General features: G+C 68.1%; 10 protein-coding genes. 5 read left to right on the plus strand and 5 right to left on the minus strand.

The window, feature by feature from the left end:
- Positions 1-154: 154 nt before the first annotated feature.
- Positions 155-829: a GntR family transcriptional regulator gene (locus tag ACT54R_RS04250; RefSeq protein ID WP_476324007.1), complete on the minus strand. Its 675-nt coding sequence runs from the start codon at positions 827-829 to the stop codon at positions 155-157.
- 304 nt (positions 830-1,133) lie between these two features.
- On the opposite strand from ACT54R_RS04250, the gene ACT54R_RS04255 reads away from it, so the two are divergent.
- The 5 genes from ACT54R_RS04255 (at position 1,134) to ACT54R_RS04275 (ending at position 7,209) form a co-directional block, all read left to right on the plus strand.
- On the plus strand, positions 1,134-2,504 hold the full coding sequence (locus ACT54R_RS04255; protein ID WP_476324009.1) for a malonyl-CoA decarboxylase: 1,371 nt from the start codon (positions 1,134-1,136) through the stop codon (positions 2,502-2,504).
- 60 nt (positions 2,505-2,564) lie between these two features.
- Positions 2,565-4,094 carry a malonate--CoA ligase gene (locus tag ACT54R_RS04260; protein ID WP_476324011.1) on the plus strand — a complete coding sequence of 510 codons (1,530 nt, stop codon included), beginning with the start codon at positions 2,565-2,567 and terminating at the stop codon, positions 4,092-4,094.
- A 159-nt stretch (positions 4,095-4,253) separates the two neighbouring features.
- A complete protein-coding gene (dctP, locus tag ACT54R_RS04265) occupies positions 4,254-5,303 on the plus strand; it encodes a TRAP transporter substrate-binding protein DctP (RefSeq protein WP_476324013.1) in 1,050 nt (349 codons plus the stop codon).
- Positions 5,300-5,860 carry a TRAP transporter small permease gene (locus ACT54R_RS04270; protein WP_476324015.1) on the plus strand — a complete coding sequence of 187 codons (561 nt, stop codon included), beginning with the start codon at positions 5,300-5,302 and terminating at the stop codon, positions 5,858-5,860. The genes dctP and ACT54R_RS04270 overlap by 4 nt, the downstream gene beginning before the upstream one ends.
- Positions 5,857-7,209: a TRAP transporter large permease gene (locus ACT54R_RS04275; RefSeq protein WP_476324017.1), complete on the plus strand. Its 1,353-nt coding sequence runs from the start codon at positions 5,857-5,859 to the stop codon at positions 7,207-7,209. The genes ACT54R_RS04270 and ACT54R_RS04275 overlap by 4 nt, the downstream gene beginning before the upstream one ends.
- A gap of 7 nt (positions 7,210-7,216) precedes the next feature.
- Here the strand turns inward: ACT54R_RS04275 and ACT54R_RS04280 are convergent, their stop codons facing one another.
- The 4 genes from ACT54R_RS04280 to ACT54R_RS04295 all read right to left on the minus strand — a co-directional run bounded on the left by ACT54R_RS04280 (position 7,217) and on the right by ACT54R_RS04295 (position 17,679).
- Positions 7,217-8,104: a transglutaminase-like domain-containing protein gene (locus ACT54R_RS04280; protein WP_168459857.1), complete on the minus strand. Its 888-nt coding sequence runs from the start codon at positions 8,102-8,104 to the stop codon at positions 7,217-7,219.
- 52 nt (positions 8,105-8,156) lie between these two features.
- The gene (locus tag ACT54R_RS04285; protein ID WP_476324019.1) at positions 8,157-10,664 is read right to left on the minus strand and encodes a circularly permuted type 2 ATP-grasp protein; all 2,508 of its coding nucleotides are present in this window, start codon (positions 10,662-10,664) and stop codon (positions 8,157-8,159) included.
- 173 nt (positions 10,665-10,837) lie between these two features.
- Positions 10,838-14,263, minus strand: coding sequence for a transglutaminase family protein (locus ACT54R_RS04290; RefSeq protein WP_476324021.1), 3,426 nt, complete (start codon positions 14,261-14,263; stop codon positions 10,838-10,840).
- Between the two features lie 194 nt (positions 14,264-14,457).
- Positions 14,458-17,679 carry an efflux RND transporter permease subunit gene (locus ACT54R_RS04295; RefSeq protein ID WP_476324023.1) on the minus strand — a complete coding sequence of 1,074 codons (3,222 nt, stop codon included), beginning with the start codon at positions 17,677-17,679 and terminating at the stop codon, positions 14,458-14,460.
- Positions 17,680-17,684: the final 5 nt, after the last annotated feature.

Genomic DNA, 17,684 nt, shown 5'->3' on the forward strand with positions numbered 1-17,684 from the left:
TTATCGGAAGGTTTGCGGCCCGGCAACAGGGGATGGGGCGGTGTCCACGGGTGCTTCGGGAGGGGCGCGGATGGCACCGGAGCGGGATGGAGCCGGCCGGAACGTCGGCAAATGGCGTCGCGGGCGGCATGGGGTCGAAGGCCATCAAAAGCCCTCAGCCGGCGTCCTCCAGCGCCTCCGATTCGGCCTGGAGGGCGGCCAGGAGGGTCATGAAGCGCTCGCCCTGCACCAGCACGTGCGCTCTCAGGCGTTCGGCGGCGAGGGAGCCGTCGCCGGCGAGCAAGGCATCGACGATGCCCTGGTGCTCGGCGAAGGACGCCTCCACCCGGCGCGGCACCTTGAGCTGCAGGCGGCGATAGGGCTGGAGCCCGCGCTGCAAGCGCAGCGCCTCCCCCGCCAGAACCCGGTTGCCGGTGGCGGCATAAATGGCGGCATGGAACCGGGCGTTGGCGGGGTAATAGGCCTCCTCGTCGCCGGCAGCCGCGGCGATGCGGCAGGTCTCGTGCGCCTCCGAAATCGCCTCCCGGTCGGAATGGCCCATGCGCTGCACGGCGAGCCGTCCGCAGGAGGCCTCAATCTCGGCCATCAGCTCAAAGGATTCGATCAGCTCGCGCGGGCCCAGCAGCACCACGAAGGCGCCCCGGCGGGGGCGGATCTCCACGAGGCCGGATGAGGAGAGCTGGATCAGCGCCTCGCGGATGGGTGTGCGTGACACGCCGAACCGCTCGGCAAGGCCCACCTCGTCGAGCCGCTGCCCGGGCTTCAGCCGGCCGGCGACGATATCGTCCTCCAGCGCCTCCCTGAGCCTCGGCGTCTGCTCTCCCCGCACGACGGCGCTCCTTGCGAACTCCCCGTCATCAGAAAGCCGAGTCCCACCATTCAATGCAAGAGAGAAAATCTTGCATACATGAATGTTGACAAAAAATGCAGTTGGATTTCTATTGCCGACAGACGCCGCGGGGATCCTGGAAGATGCCACATCTTGATACCGGAGCGCGACTTTTGCCCCAGACCGCAGGCACTATCACCCGAAAGAGAATGCCCTGCCCCGGCCCCATGGGCTTGCCTTCGCGGCGGGCGCGCCGTCCCATGACGGTGGGGATGTCCGGCATCGGGGCTGGTGGAGTGCGGCGATGACTTCCAACGCGTCCTTCTTCGGCGATCTGCTCACCACCATCGCGGATCGTGGCCGCGCCCTTCTGGATCGCAACGCCCGCGTCTCCGGCGCCACCAAGGCGGCGACGCTGGTGGAGCGGTGCGAGCAGCTTCTCTCCGGTCGCGGCGAGGCCTCGGGCGTGGCACTCGCCACCGACATCCTCGATCGCTACGCCCGCATGAAGACCGGCGAGCGCATCGCCTTCTTCGAGGCGCTGGCTGAGACCTTCGGGCCGGACCGCGCCCGGCTCGACGCGGCCATCGCCAGCTACGGGCGCACCGGATCAGATGCGGCGGCGGCCGAACTCCACCTCGCAAGCGAGCCCCGCCGGCAGGAGCTGTTCCGCCGCTTCAACATGGCCGCCGGCGCGACGCTCTCCCTCGTCCGCATGCGCGAGCATCTGATGGACGCCATGGTGCTCCGGCGTGACCTCGCCGCCGTGGATCGCGATTTCGACCACCTGTTCTCGTCCTGGTTCAACCGGGGGTTCCTCGTGCTGCGACGCATCGACTGGTCGACGCCCGCCAACGTGCTGGAGAAGATCATCCGCTACGAGGCGGTGCATGCCATCCGCGACTGGAACGACCTGCGCGCGCGCGTCGACAGCCCGGACCGGCGCTGCTACGCCTTCTTCCATCCCGCATTGGTGGATGAGCCGCTGATCTTCGTGGAAGTGGCGCTCACCAAGGATATTCCCGGCGCCATCGCCCCGGTGCTGGACCAGTCGCGCGAGCTGCTGGAACCGGAGAAGGCCACCACGGCCGTCTTCTATTCCATCTCCAACTGCCAGCGCGGGCTCGGCGGCGTCTCGTTCGGCAATTTCCTCATCAAGCAGGTGGTGGAGGAGATTTCCCGCGAGATTCCCTCGCTCACCACCTTCGTCACCCTCTCCCCCGTCCCCGGCTTCCGCGCCTGGCTCGACGGCGAGCGCAAGGCCGAGACGCCGGCCGCCCTCACCACCGCCGACAAGGAGACGCTCAAGGCGCTCGACACGCCGGACTGGGCGGAGAAGGCGGATGTGCGCGAGGCGCTGACGCCGGTGCTGTGCGCTGCCGCGGCCTATTATTTCCTCGTCGCCCGCACCTCCAAGGGCAAGCCGGTGGACCCGGTGGCCCGGTTCCACCTCGGCAATGGCGCGCGGCTGGAGAAGATCAATCCCATGGGCGACCTCTCGGCCAAGGGCATCGCCCAGGCGGCGGGGCTCATGGTGAACTACCGCTATGTCCTCACCGACATCGAGAAGAACCACGAGGCCTTCGCCGGCAAGGGCGAGGTGGTCGCCAGCCCGGCAGTGAAGAAGCTGCTGCGGGCGGATGCGGGCGCCCGCGCGCTGGTCCCGGTCTCCTGATCCGCCGGTTTGCAAAGCTGCCCGACACGGCATCGGCACTGCCGCCAACGAGATGAAGACATGACCGCGAACTATCTCTTCAGCGCCATCCGCGCCGCCATTCCGGGAAAAGACAAGCCCCTCGCCCGCCTCATTGACGGGACGGTGGAGACCTATGGCGACGCCCTCGCCCTTTCCGCCCGCCTCGCCAATCTCCTGGTCGCGCGCGGCGTGAAGCCAGGTGACCGGGTGGCGGTGCAGGTGGAGAAATCCTGGCCCGCCCTCGCGCTTTATCTCGGGGCGATCCGCGCGGGGGCGGTCTATCTGCCGCTCAACACGGCTTATACGCTGAACGAGATCGAGTATTTCCTCTCCGACGCCGAGCCTGCCGTGTTCGTGTGCCGGCCGGAAATCGAAGAGGATGCGCGGGCGCTCGCCGCCCGTCTCGGCGTCGGCGCGGTGGAGACGCTCGGCACCGACGGCAAGGGCTCGCTGACCGCGGCCGCAGCGACCTTCCCAGACACGTTCGAGGACGTGGCGCGCAGGCCGGAAGACCTTGGCGGCATTCTCTACACCTCGGGCACCACGGGCCGTGCCAAGGGCGCAATGCTCTCCCACGCCAACCTGCTCTCCAATGCGCAGACGCTGAAGGACTATTGGCGCTTCACGGCGGACGACGTGCTGCTGCACGCGCTGCCCATCTTCCACACCCACGGCCTGTTCGTCGCCTCCAACATTGTCCTTCTGGCGGGCGCGAGCATGGAGTTCCGCTCCAAGTTCGATCCCAAGGAGGCCATCGCCCTCATGTCGGCGGGCACGGTGACGACCCTCATGGGCGTGCCCACCTTCTACACCCGCCTCCTCGACCAGCCCGGCCTCACGCGGGAGGCGACGAAGGGCATGCGCCTGTTCGTCTCCGGCTCTGCGCCGCTGCTCGCCGAGACCCACCGCACCTTCGAGGAGCGGACCGGCCACGCCATCCTCGAGCGCTACGGCATGACCGAGACGGGCATGAACACCTCCAACCCCTATGACGGCGCGCGCATCGCCGGCACGGTGGGCTATCCCCTGCCCGGCATCAGCGTGCGCGTCACCGATCCCGAGACCGGCGCGGTGCTGCCCACCGGCGAAATCGGCATGATCGAGGTTCAGGGCCCGAACGTGTTCAAGGGTTACTGGCGGATGCCGGAGAAGACCGCCACGGAATTCCGCGACGGCTTCTTCATCACCGGCGACCTCGGCAAGATCGATGACAAGGGCTACGTCCACATCGTCGGGCGCGGCAAGGATCTCGTCATCACCGGTGGCTTCAACGTCTATCCGAAGGAAGTGGAAGGCGAGATCGACGCCATCCCCGGCGTCGTCGAAAGCGCGGTCATCGGCGTGCCCCACCCGGATTTCGGCGAGGGCGTCACCGCCGTCATCGTCGCCCAGAAGGATGCGACGCTGACGGAAGATGCCGTGCATCGAGCCCTTGAAAATCGTCTTGCCAAGTTCAAGCAGCCGAAGCGCGTTTTCTTCGTCTCCGAGCTGCCGCGCAACACCATGGGCAAGGTGCAGAAGAATATTCTTCGAGACACCTACAAGGACATCTATCGTAACGTCGCCTGACAAAGGGGACCGCGCCGCCGGCAACGCCAATCAGCCGTCGGCCAATCCCCGCCAGGAAATATGAAATCGACCTACCGGACCCCGGATCAACCGGGGCCGGAACAATGAAACGGGAAGAAACGCCAACGGCCCGCAGCCACCGGGCCAGGGAGGAAATCCATGTCCAACGACCATTCCCTCATCCATCGCCCGATCTCGCGCCGCCTCGTGCTGGCCGGCGCGCTGGCCGCGCCCGCCGTGCTGCGCTTCACCGGCACCGCGCACGCCGCCACGACCCTCAAGATCTCCCACCAGTTCCCCTCTTCTTCCGGTGACGAGGGCGACTTCCGCGACCGCCTCGTGCGCCGCTTCGCCGATGAGGTGACGAAACGCACCAACGGCGAAGTCGCCTTCGAGATCTATCCCGGCTCGTCGCTGATGAAGACGAACGCGCAGTTTTCGGCCCTGCGCAAGGGCGCGCTCGACCTTTCGCTCTATCCCATCTCCTACGCGGGCGGCGAGGCGCCGGAGTGCAACATCGGCCTCATGCCGGGCCTGGTCTCCTCCTACGATCAGGGCCTCGCCTGGCGCACCAAGCCGGTGGGGCAGGCCTTCTCGGAGTATCTCGAAGGCAAGGGCGTCAAGATCCTCACCTGGGTCTGGCAGGCGGGCGGCGTTGCCAGCCGCGAGAAGCCGCTCATCGCGCCCGAGGATGCCAAGGGCATGAAGATCCGCGGCGGCTCGCGCGAGATGGACATGGTGCTGCAAGCCGCCGGCGCCGCCGTGCTGTCGCTGCCGTCGAACGAGCTTTATGTCGCTATGCAGACGGGTGCCTGTGACGCGGGCATCACCTCGTCCACCTCGCTCATCTCCTTCCGGCTGGAAGAGCTGGCCAAGCAGCTCACCACCGGCCGCGGCAAGTCCTACTGGTTCATGCTGGAGCCGCTGCTGATCTCCAAGGCGGTGTTCGACAAGCTGCCCAAGGCGCAGCAGGACGTGCTCACCGCCGTCGGGCAGGAGATGGAGGCCTTCGGCAAGGCCGGCGCCATGGCCGACGACACGAAGGTCGCCGAAGTCTTCGCCAAGGCCGGCGCCAAGATCCATGATCTCGACGCCGCGACGGTGGAGAAGTGGCGCGCCATCGCCCGTGACACCGCGTGGAAGGACTATTCCGCCAAGTCCGCCGGCTGCGCCAACCTCATGAAGCTCGCGCAGGAGGTGCCGGCATGAGCCACGGGCTCGATCTCGGCCACGGCGCGGACGCGCGGGCGGAGGCGGCGCACTCCCCTCCGCTTCTGATGGCGGCGCACGGGCTGCTCAGGCGGGCCAACCGTCTCATCCTCGCCCTCGGCTCCATCGCCCTCGTGGCGGCGAGCCTCATCCTCTCCTACAGCGTGGTCTCGCGCTTCTTCTTCCGCGCGCCCACCTACTGGCAGGACGAGGCCTCGGTGTTCCTGCTGGTGGGCGTCACCTTCATGACCGCCGCCTTCGTGCAGAGCCAGCGCGGGCACGTGGCCATCGATGCCCTGGCCCACATGCTGCCGCCCGCCGCCAACCGGGTGCGGCAGTTCGTGGTGGACGTGTTCAGCTTCGCCTTCTGCGCCTTCTTCACCTGGAAGTCCTTTACCCTTTGGCATGAGGCGTGGGTGGACGGACAGGTGACCTCCTCTACCTGGGCCCCGCCCCTCTCCATCCCCTACGGCGTGATGACCGCCGGCATGGGCCTCCTCTCGCTGCAGATCCTCATTCAGGTTCTCGCCGGACTTCTGGAAAGGGTGGAACGATGAGCACGGCCCTCGTCGGCCTCCTTTATGGCGGGGCCACCCTCGGCACCATGTTCCTCGGCATGCCCATCGCGTTCGCGCTGGGGGCGGTGGCGGTGCTGTTCATGATCGGCTTCATGCCGGCCGCCTCCCTCGATACGGTGACGCAGAATGTCTACGAGGAGATGGCCTCCATCACCCTGCTGTCGATCCCGCTCTTCATCCTGAAGGGCGCTGCCATCGGCAAGTCGCGGGCGGGGCAGGATCTCTATTCGGCGCTCCATGCCTGGATGCACAAGATCCCCGGCGGGCTCGGCATCGCCAACGTGTTCGCCTGCGCCCTGTTCGCCGCCATGGCCGGCTCCTCGCCCGCCACCTGCTCGGCCATCGGCTCGGCCGGCATTCCCGAGATGCGCAAGCGCGGCTATTCGGGCGCCTTCGCGGCCGGGCTCATCGCCGCGGGCGGCACGCTCGGCATCCTGCTGCCGCCCTCCATCACCATGATCCTCTATGCGGTGGCGGCGGAGCAGTCGCTGGGTCGCCTCTTCCTCGCCGGCCTCGGGCCGGGACTGCTGCTGGTGATGCTGTTCGCCGGCTACGCCATGGTGCGCTTCCGGCAGGAATATGCGGCGGCCAAGGCGGCCTATGCGGAGACCGGCGCGCGCTCCGCTTTGCTCCACGAGGAAAACCTCACCCTGCGCGACCGTTTCGCGGCGCTGCCCCGGGTGCTGCCCTTCGTGGTGCTGCTCACCGGCGTGATGGTGGCCCTCTATGGCGGCTATGCGACCCCCTCGGAGACGGCCGGCCTCGGCGGCGTGCTGGCGCTGGCGCTGATCGCCTTGATCTACGGCGTGTGGACGCCGAAAGACCTCTCCCCCATCCTCACCTCGACCATCCGCGAATCCACCATGCTGATGATGATCATCGGCATGTCCCTGCTCTATTCCTACGTCATGAGCTACCTGCACATCAGCCAGGCGGCGGCGCAGGCGATCGTGGCGCTCAACCTGTCCAAATGGCTGCTGCTCGCCACCATCCTGGTGCTGGTGGTGGTACTGGGCTTCTTCCTGCCGCCGGTGTCCATCATCCTGATGACCGCGCCGATCATCCTGCCGCCGCTGAAGGCGGCCGGCTTCGACCTGATCTGGTTCGGCGTGGTGATGACCATCGTGATGGAGATGGGGCTCATCCACCCGCCGGTGGGGCTCAACATCTTCGTCATCAAGAACATCGCGCCCGACATCCCGCTGAAGGACGTGATCTGGGGCACGGTGCCCTTCGTGCTCCTGATGCTGCTGGCGGTGATCCTGCTCTGCCTGTTCCCGCAGATCGCCACCGGCTTCCCGGACCTCGTGATGGGCAAGGGGCGCTGAGGCGGCCCTAGCGCCCCTGCACCGGCACCACGTCCACGCCCACGGCGAGGATGTGGTCGCCGGAGGAAACGATCACCCCGTCCACCGGCGAAACGTCCGCATAGTCGCGGCCGACGGCGAGGATGATGTGGTCGTCCCCAGCCGGGATGGCGTTGGTGGGGTCGAGCCCGATCCAGCCGAAGGCCGGGCCGCACCACACCTCCGCCCAGGCGTGGGTGGCGTCCGCCCCCTCCAGCCGCGGCTGGCCCTCGGGCGGGATGGTGCGCAGATAGCCGGAGACGTAGCGCGCCGGGAGGCCGAGGCCGCGCAGGCCGGCGATCATCACCTGCGCGAAGTCCTGGCACACGCCCGCCTTCGCCGTGAACGCCTCGCGGGGCGAGGTGGTGACGATTGTGGCGCCCGGCTCATACGTGAATTCGTCATGCACCCGGTGCATTAGCTCCAACGCCGCCTCCAGCACCGGGCGGTCGCCGCGGAAGCTGGTCGCCGTCCAGTCGGTGATCTCGGCATCGATGGGCACCGCCCGGCTCGGGAACAGGCCATGCACGGCCGCGTCCGGCCCGAGGTCCGCCTCCTCCAGCGCGGCGGCGCGCACCTCGTCCACCAGCGGGGTCGTCGCCGGGTCCGGCAGGGGCGTGGCGCTCACGTCCACCCGGCTGCGGGTGGTGATGGCGAGATGCCCGTGGGGCTGGTCGATGGTGAGCCAGGTCAGCCCGTTGCCGAAGAAATCCGTGCCCTGCTCCAGTTCCGCCGGCTCCGGGTCCACATCGAGGATGTGGGCGATGACGTGCTGGTGGCCGAAGCGATCCACCGGCGTCATGCGCAGCACCTGCCGCACCACGCGCACCGGCACCTGGTAGCTGTAGGTGGTGGTCTGGCGAATATCGTAGAGCATTTGAGGTTGCTTTCGCTCAGGCGCCGCGCGGGCTGTACTCGTTGCTTTCGCTCTACATGCCGAAGGTGAGTGTCATCTCCGGGGAATGTCCCTGCAGGAAGTAATGCGACGACACCTCGTCGGAGAGCTGCATCAGCATCTTTTCCATGGCGTCGAACCATTGCGGCTCGAAGCTCTCCGCCGTGCTGGCGGCAAGCTCGGCCTGCATGCGGGCGACGATGCGCTCCCAGAGCGGCGGCGGCGCATCCTGGTCGCGGCCGGGCAGCACCTTGAGGTGGCTCGCCATGCGATGCACCTGGAAGGCCACCGAGCGCGGATTGTCCGGATCGAGCAGCACGAGGTCGAGCACCGGCCCGCGCGCTTCCATCATCACGTAGCGCGTGCGGTAGGTGATGAGGCTGTCCGCGACCTGCAGCAGCGCATCGAGCGAGCCCTGCGGCGCGCCGAGCTCGCCGAAGGTACGGGCGAAACGCAGCGTGCCGATGGCGCGCTCCGTGCGCCGGCCGATCTCCAGGAAGCGCCAGCCCGTGAGCCGGTTCATGTTCTCCGAGGCGAGGCCCGAGAAGGCGGCGATGATGCGCAATGCCGCGTCCGCCCGTTCCGCCGCGTCGGCCTCGGACGGGGCGGTGGGCACCGGCTGGGACACGCAGGTTTCAAGGTCCACCAGCGCGCGCCACGCATCGGGCGAGAAGCGGTCGCGGATCACGGAGGCGGCTGCGCGCGCCGCCTGCACCAGTTGCGGCAGGGCGCCGGGCAGGTCGCGCCGGGTGAGCACGGCCACCGCATAGCGGGCCGGCGTCGCCCGGGCGAGGTCGCGCGGCATGGCGCCCCAGGCTCCGAGCAGGCCGAGCAGGCGCGACACCAGCGGGCTGGTGCCGGTGTCGCCGCTCTCGGCGAGGCGGCCGACCAGCACCCGGGAAAGGCGCAGCGTCGCCTCCGCCCGCTCCACATAACGGCCGAGCCAGAACAGATTGTCGGCGGCGCGGCTCGGCAGGGTGCCGGAGGAGCGGCGGACCTTCACATTGTCCGGGCTCGGCAGCAGCGTGGTATCGGCCACCTCGCCGTCGGCCAGCACCCAGACGTCCGCCGAGCGGTCGCCCTTCTGCATGGAGACGGCGCGGGCATCAGCGGCGGACGAGATGCGGCAGAAGCCGCCCGGCATCACCGACCAGCCCTTTTCCGTCGCGGTGAGGAACACCCGCAGCATGAACGGGCGGGGGGTCAGCTTCTCCCCGGTCCACACCGGCGTGGTGGAGAGACGGGCGATGTCCTGGCCGACCACGTCCGCCCCGCGCCGGGCAAGCAGCGTGGACAGACGGCGCCGGTCGGCCTGGGTGAGGTCCGCCCCGAGCACCGAGCCGCCGTCCGGCAGGCCCGGAAGCACCCGGCCGAAGGCGGAGGAAATGACGAGTTCGTCCAGATGCTCCATCACCTGCGCCCGCTCGGCCGGCTGTCCGCACCACCAGGTGGCGACGTGCGGCAGGCTGAGCGGTCGGCCGGTGAGGCGGGTGGCGATGCGCGGCAGGAACGCGAGCAGCGCCGGCGCCTCGATGATGCCGGTTCCGAGTGCGTTGGCCAGCGCCACGCCGCCCATGCGCACCGACTGGACGAGGCCCGGCACGCCGAGGCGTGAGCCGGCGTTCAGTTCCAGCGGATCGGCGAAATCCGAATCGAGGCGGCGCAGCAGCACGTCGATGCGCCTCAGGCCCGCGACGGTGCGCACATGCAGGGTATCGCCCCGCACGGTCAGGTCCTCGCCTTCCACCAGCAGGAAGCCGAGATAGCGGGCGAGCAGCGCGTGCTCGAAATAGGTCTCGTTGAGCGGGCCGGGGGTGAGCAGGCCGATGCGTCCTTCTCCCGTCCGGTCGAGCTTCATCAGCGAGGTGCGCAGCGCCTGGAAGAAGCCGGCGACGCGCTTCATGTTCAGGTTGCGCGAGACGTCCGGCAGGGCGCGCGTCGAGGCGAGCCGGTTCTCCAGCGCATAGCCGGCGCCGGAGGGCGCCTGGGTGCGGTCGGCCAGCACCCACCACCGCCCGTCCGGGCCGCGGCCCACGTCGGCGGCATAGACCCGCAGGAAGCGCCCGCCCTCGGGCCGCACGCCCACCAGTGGCCGCAGGAATTCCGGGCTGCCCGCCACCGCCGCCGCCGGCAAGTCGCCGTCGGACACCAGATGGCCGTCGCCATAGAGATCCTGAAGCACCGCTTCGAGCAGTTCGGCGCGCTCGATGAGGCCCTGCGAGAGGGCTTCCCAATCCGAATTGCCGATGATGAGCGGCATGTGGCTGAGCGACCACGGCCGCTCGCCTCCGCCGGCATCGTCATAGACGCGGTAAAAGACGCCGCTGTCCCTGAGGTAGCGGTCGGCCGCCGAGAAGCGGCGGCGCAATTCCTCGGAGCCGAGTTCCGCGAGGGCGGCGAGGAAAGGCTGCCAGTGGCGGCGCGGCTGGCCGTCGGCATCCATCATCTCGTCGCGGGTGGCCGGCAGGGTGCGGTAGCCGCCGATCAGGCTTTCCGCCGCGGCCCGCTCGAATGCCTCGCTCCGCTGCTCCGCCCCCGACACGATCACCCCTTCCGCGGGCACCCCTGCCCGCGCGTCAACATCCTGTGCCCGGTGGGACCGGGTTCTCCATTATGCCCGCGGCAGCGCCAGATGCACCCCTCTTCGGAGCGCTTCCAGGCTGCGCCTGCCACGGACCAGGCCCGCGGCAGGCGATCGGGCGCGGCCCGGCGATCTCAGGCGCTGGCAGGGCGCCGCAGGTCGAGGGTGGTCGGGAACTCGTCCGGCGCGGTCTCCAGCACCACGTCGAGGGTGCCGGGGGTGTGGCCGAATGTCTGGAAGCGGGCGAGGCGCCGCGCCTCGGCTTCGTAGGAATTCACCGGGAAGGTGTCGTAGTTCCGCCCGCCCGGATGGGAGACGTAATAGATGCACCCGCCCCGGGAGCGCTCGCTCCAGGTGTCCACGAGGTCGAAGGTGAGCGGCGAATGCACCGGGATGGTCGGGTGCAGGCCCGACCAGGGCTGCCACGCCTTGTAGCGCACGCCGGCCACATAGGTGCCATTGCGGCCGGTGGGCGCCAGCGGCACCTTGCGGCCGTTGCAGGTGAGGATGTGGCGCGAGGGGTTGAAGCCCTCCACCTTCACCTGCAGGCGCTCCACGGAGGAGTCCACGTAGCGGGCCGTGCCGCCCACCACGCCTTCCTCGCCAAGTACGTGCCAGCATTCCAGCGCCTGCCGCACCTCGATGTCCACGCCCGCCTGCTGCACCTTGCCGAGGGCGGGGAAGCGGAACTCGAACTGGGCGCGGAACCACTCGGGATCGATCTGGTAGCCGGCGTCCGAGAGGTCTTCCACCACGTCGAGGAAGTCCTGCCAGACATAATGCGGCAGCATGAAGCGGTCGTTGAGGATGGTGCCCCAGCGGGTGCAGTGGCCGTGCACCGGCTTGTTCCACAGCCGCGCGATGAGCGCCCGCAGCATGAGCTGCTGGGCGAGGCTCATCCGCCAGTCCGGCGGCATCTCGAAGCAGCGGAACTCCACGAGGCCCAGCCGGCCGGTGGGGCCGTCCGGCGAATAGAGCTTGTCGATGGAGATTTCGGTGCGGTGGGTGTTGCCGGTGACGTCCACCAGGAGGTTGCGCAGCAGCCGGTCCACCAGCCAGGGGGCCGGCGGCTCGCCCTTGCCGGGCAGCGGGAACTTGGAGAAGGCGATCTCCAGCTCATAGAGGCTGTCGTGCCGCGCCTCGTCCACCCGCGGATGCTGGGAGGTGGGGCCGATGAACAGGCCGGAGAAGAAATAGGACATGCACGGATGCCGCTGCCAGTAGAGCAGCAGGCTCTTGAGCAGGTCCGGCCGCCGCAGGAACGGGCTGTCGGCGGGGGTTGCGCCGCCCACCACCACGTGGTTGCCGCCGCCGGTGCCGGTGTGGCGCCCGTCCACCATGAACTTCTCGGTGCCGAGGCGGGCGAGCCGCGCTTCCTCATAGAGGATGCGGGTGATCTCCACGCAGCCGGCCCAGGTGTCGGACGGATGGACGTTCACCTCCAGCACGCCCGGATCGGGCGCGATGCGGATGAGGTTGAGGCGGTAGTCGAAGGGCGGCGGATAGCCCTCCATGTGGATGGGCGTGTTCAGCTCGATCGCCACCTGCTCGAGAGCGGCGATGAGGTCGAGGTAGTCCTCAAGGATCTCGACCGGCGGCAGGAACACGCACAGGCGGCCGTTGCGCGGCTCGACGCAGAGCGCGGTGCGGGTGTCGGCAGTGAAGATCTGGGTGTCGTACTTCGCCAGATATTCGCGCGCCAGCTCCTGCGCCCGCTCGCCAACGCCGTAGGCCTCCGTGCGCGGAGCGATGGAGTGGCGCGGCATGCCGCCCGGACCGCCGGGCGTGCCAGCGTCATGGCCATCGGTGCCCGCCCCGGCACCGCCCTGCCCTGCGGCGTAGCGGGCGGCGAAATCGGCGGCGTCCGGCAGCGGGTCGCGCGGCTCGAAGGGGTCGGCTTCGACGATGTAGGGATAGCGCGTGGGCGCCAGATACTGCAGCGATTCCAGCGGCAGGCGGTAGCCCATGGGACTCTCGCCGGGGATCAGGAACAGGAACTGCCGGCGGAAGGTCCATTCCTCCGAGCGCCACGCCGGGCCGTTGGGCGTCCACACCCGGCGCAGCGGCAGCACCGATCCCGTGGCGGTGCCGAGGCCCTGGTTGAAGGTGCGCGCGAGCATCCGCCGCTGCACCTCGTCCGCCATGCGCGGATCGCCGGGGGCGATGTTCTCGGGAAGGTTCTGCTCCTTCCACATGTAGTAGATGTTGTCCTCGAACGCCTGCTGGACGAACTGGCTGCCCACGGCGAGCTTCTCGGCGACCGCCTTGCAGAAGCGCTCGGCATCGGCCGGCGTGACGCCGTAATTGACCTTCTCGTCGGCGATCAGGTCCTCGCGCTGCCAGATGGGCTGGCCGTCCTTGCGCCAGAACAGGTCGAAGGACCAGCGCGGCAGCGTCTCGCCGGGATACCACTTGCCCTGGCCGTAATGCAGCACGCCCTCGGTCTCGAAGCGGCGGCGCAGGCGGCGGATCAGGTCGTCGGCGCGCTCGCGCTTGTGCGGGCCGAGCGCCTCGGTGTTCCACTCGGGCGACTGGTAGTCGTCGATGGAGACGAAGGTGGGTTCGCCACCCATGGTCAGGCGGACATCGCCAGCCTTGAGATCCTCGTCCACCTTGTGGCCGAGCTGGTCGAGGGCGGCCCAGGTCTCGTCCGAGAAGGGCAGCGTGACGCGCGGCGCCTCGGCGACGCGGACCACCTGCATGTCGAAGCCGAACTCGACCTCGGCCTTCTCGTTCACATAGCCGGTGATGGGGGCGGCGGAGCTGTAATGCGGGGTGGCCGCCAGCGGGATATGGCCTTCGCCGCACAGGAGGCCCGAGGTCGGGTCGAGGCCGATCCAGCCGGCGCCGGGCACGAACACCTCGCACCAGGCGTGCAGGTCGGTGAAGTCCACATCGGTGCCCGAGGGGCCGTCGAGGGCCGCCACGTCGGGCTTGAGCTGGATGAGGTAACCGGAGACGAAGCGGGCGGCGAGGCCGAGGTGGCGCAGGATCTGCACCAGCAGCCAGCCGGTGTCGCGGCAGGAGCCGAGCTTGCGGGTCAGGGTCTCGTCGGGCGTCTGCACGCCCGGCTCCATGCGGATGACGTAGCCGACTTCGCTCTGCAGGCGCTGGTTGAGGTGGACCAGGAAGTCGACGATGCGGGTCTTCTCGCGCGGCACGGAGGCGAGATACTCGGCGAACAGCGCGCCCTCATCCTCCAGCTCGAGGTACGGCGCCAGCTCCGCCTTCAGCGCGGGCGCGTATTCGAAGGGGAAGTTCTCGGCATATTCCTCGACGAAGAAGTCGAAGGGATTGATGACGTCGAGCTTGGCGAGGAGGTCCACCTCGACCTTGAACTCCGACACCCGCTCGGGAAACACGATGCGGGCCAGCCAGTTGCCGAACGGATCCTGCTGCCAGTTGATGAAGTGGTCGGCCGGCGAGATCTTCAGCGAATAGGCCGGGATGTCGGTGCGGCTGTGCGGCGCCGGCCGCAGCCGGATGACCTGCGGCCCCATGGAGACCGGGTGGTCGTAGGTGTAGCTCGTGACGTGATGCAGGCTCGCAAGGATCGACATTTAGGGCACCAGGTCCTGCGGGCGACAGCCCAGGGATAGGGTCAGCGGTGGGATCGGCCCCATGGCCGAGAACGGATCGCGCGTCCCGCCAAGGTTAGACAAGCCCGACTGGAGGCGGAAGCGCGACTTTGCGGCGGCAACCGCCCCGATCGGAAGCAGTTGCCGCAAGATAAGGCAAAGCCGGCGCGCCCGGATCAGGCAGATGCGGGCGCCGGGGGCACACCCGCGTCGGGCGCGGGAGGCGGGGCGGGCGGCGCATTTCCAGCGCCATGGCCGGTGCTGGACTTCTTCTTGCCCTTGCGGCCTTCCTCGAAGCGCTGGAGTACCGTGTAGAAGGACGGCACGAACAGCACGGCGAGGCAGGTGGAGGCGAGCATGCCCGACACCACCGCGATGCCGATGGACTTGCGCGAGTTGGCGCCGGCGCCGGTGGCGAACACCAGCGGCAGCACGCCGAGGATGAAGGCGAAGGAGGTCATGAGGATGGGGCGGAACCGGAGGCGCGAGGCCTCCACCGCCGCATCCATGATCTCCATGCCCTCCGCCCGTTTCTCGCGGGCGTACTCGACGATGAGGATCGCGTTCTTGGAGGCGAGCGCGATCAGCAGCACGAGACCGATCTGGGTGTAGAGGTTGTTGGCCACCCCCAGGCCTAGCAGCGCGCTGACGGTGCCGAGCAGCGCCAGCGGCACCGCGAGGATCACCGACATGGGCTGGATCCAGCTCTCATACTGGCCGGCCAGCACGAAGTAGACCAGCAGGATGGCGAGCCCGAACACGTAGTAGATCTGATTTCCGACCGCCTTCTCCTGATAGGACATGGCGGTCCACTCGAAGCCCGTCCCTGGCGGCAGGGTCGACGCGGCGATCTGCTCCATCAGCGACAGCGCCTGCCCGGACGAGAAGCCCGCAGCGTTGGTGCCGACGATGGTGGACGAGGGATAGAGGTTGTAGAGCGAGATCAGCGGCGGACCCAGGGCGGTCTTGACGTCCACCACCGTTCCGAGGGGGATCATCGCGTTCTGGGTGGGCGAGCGCACCTTCAGCTGCATCAGGTCCGCCGGGGTCACGCGGAAGCCTGCGTCGGCCTGGATGTAGACCTGGAAGACGTTGCCGAACTTGTTGATCTGGTTGACGTAGGTGGAGCCCAGATAGGACGAGATGGTGCTGAACACCTGACCCACCGTGATGCCCAGCGTCTCCGCCTTGATCCGGTTCACGTCCACCTGGATCTGCGGCGCCCCCGCGCGGAACGAGGAGGACACGTGGGAGAGGGCCGACTGCGCCCGCGCCTTGTCCACCATGGACGAGGTGATCTGCTCCAGCAGCTGGTAGTCGAAATTGCCGCTGCGGATCTGCGGCTGCATGGTGAAGCCAGCGGCATTGCCGATGCCTTGGATGGCCGGCGGCACGAGGATCGCCACCTCCGCCTCCTCGAGGCCGGCAACCGCCTTGTTCAGATTCTCGTACATCGAGAGCAGGTCCTGCCCCTTGGTGGCGTAGCGCACGTCCCAGGGGGTCAGGGTGATGTAGGTGACGCCGGCATTGGCGAGGGTGGACGAGTTGTCGAGCACCGAGATGCCGGAGATCGCCAGCACGGTCTGCACGCCCGGCACCTTGCGGATGCGCTCGGAGACATCCGCCATCACCTTCTTGGTGCGGTTGAGGTTCGAGGCGTCCGGCAACTGGACGTGGGCGAGGAAGTAGCCCTGGTCCTCGATGGGCAGGAAGGAGGTCGGGATGCGGGTGAGGCCGTAGCCGGCGACGCTCATGAGCGCGATGGCGATGAGCACCATCAGCTTGGAGTGATGCACCATGCGGCTGATGAGGCCGGCATACCAGTGCTCCGCCTTGCCGTAGATGGCATTGAAGCCGCGATAGATGAAGTTGCGCTTCTCCGGCGGCACCGGCTGGCGCAGCCAGAGGGCGCACTGGGTGGGCTTCAGGGTCGCCGCATTGATGGCCGAGATGAAGGCCGTCGCGGCGATGACGAGCGCGAACTGCTTGAACATCTGTCCCGACAGACCGGGAATGAACGAGGCCGGCAGGAACACGGACATCAGCACGAGGGTGATGCCCACCACTGGCCCGAACAGTTCGTCCATGGCCTTCTCGGCCGCGGGCTGTCCCGCCATGCCTTCCTCGATGTGCCGCGCCACGCCTTCCACGATGACGATGGCGTCGTCCACCACGATGCCGATGGCGAGGATGATGGCGAACAGGGTCGAGAGGTTGATCGTAAAGCCCATGGCGTCCATGGCGGCGAAGGCGCCGATGATGGTCACGGGCACGGTGGTCGCGGGCACCAGCGTGGCACGCCAGTCCTGCAGGAACAGCAGGATGACGATAAGGACGAGGATCGCCGCCTCGAACAGGGTCTTCCACACCTCGTCGATGGAGGCGGTCACGAACAGGGTCGTGTCGAAGGGGATCATGTAGTCGAGCCCCTCGGGGAAGCTCTTCTTCAGATCCTCCATCTTCGCGGCCACACGCTTGGCCACATCGAGCGCGTTGGCGGCGGGGAGCTGGAAGATGCCGATGCCGGCTGCAGGCTTGTTGTCCTGCATGAAGTCCTTGGAATAGCTCTGCGCCCCGAGCTCCACACGGCCGATGTCGCGGATGCGCACGATCCGGCCACCGTCGGAATTGTCCACCTTGACGATGATGTTCTCGTAGTCCTTCACGTCGTCGAGGCGGCCGGCGACGTTGACGGTGTACTGGAACGCCGCGTTGGACGGGGCCGGCGGAATGCCGAGCTGGCCGGGCGTGACGAGCTGGCTCTGCTTCTGGATGGCGTTGGAGACGTCGGTCGGGGTCAGGCCAAAGGCCTGCATGCGGTCCGGGTCCATCCACACGCGCATGGCGTAGGTGCCGGCGCCGAAGACAGCGACGTTGGCGACACCTTCCACCCGCTCCAGTTCGTTCTGGACGTTGATGATGGCGTAGTTGTTCAGGAACAGGCCGTCATAGCGCCCGTCCGGCGAGACAAGCGTCACGAACTCGAGGATCGAGGTGCCCTTCTGCAGGATGGTCACGCCCTGCGCCTGCACCGCCGTGGGCAGCGAGGCGAGGGCGATGTTGACGCGGTTCTGCACCAGCACCTGCGCCATGTTCGGATCGGTGCCGATGGCGAAGGACACGACCAGCGTGTAGGTGCCGTCCGAGGCCGACCACGACTGCATGTAGATCATGCCCTCGACGCCGTTCACCTGCTGCTCGATGGGCAGGGCGACGGTGTCGATGAGCGTCTTGGCGGACGCGCCCGGATAGGAGGTGGAGACCGACACCGTGGGCGGCACGATGTTCGGATACTGCGACACGGGCAGGCGGATCAGCGAGACGAGGCCGATCAGCACGAAGACCATGGCAAGGACGTTCGAGAGGACCGGCCGCTCGATGAAAAAGCGCGAAATCATGGGCG

Source organism: Xanthobacter sp. DMC47 (genome assembly GCF_056313845.1).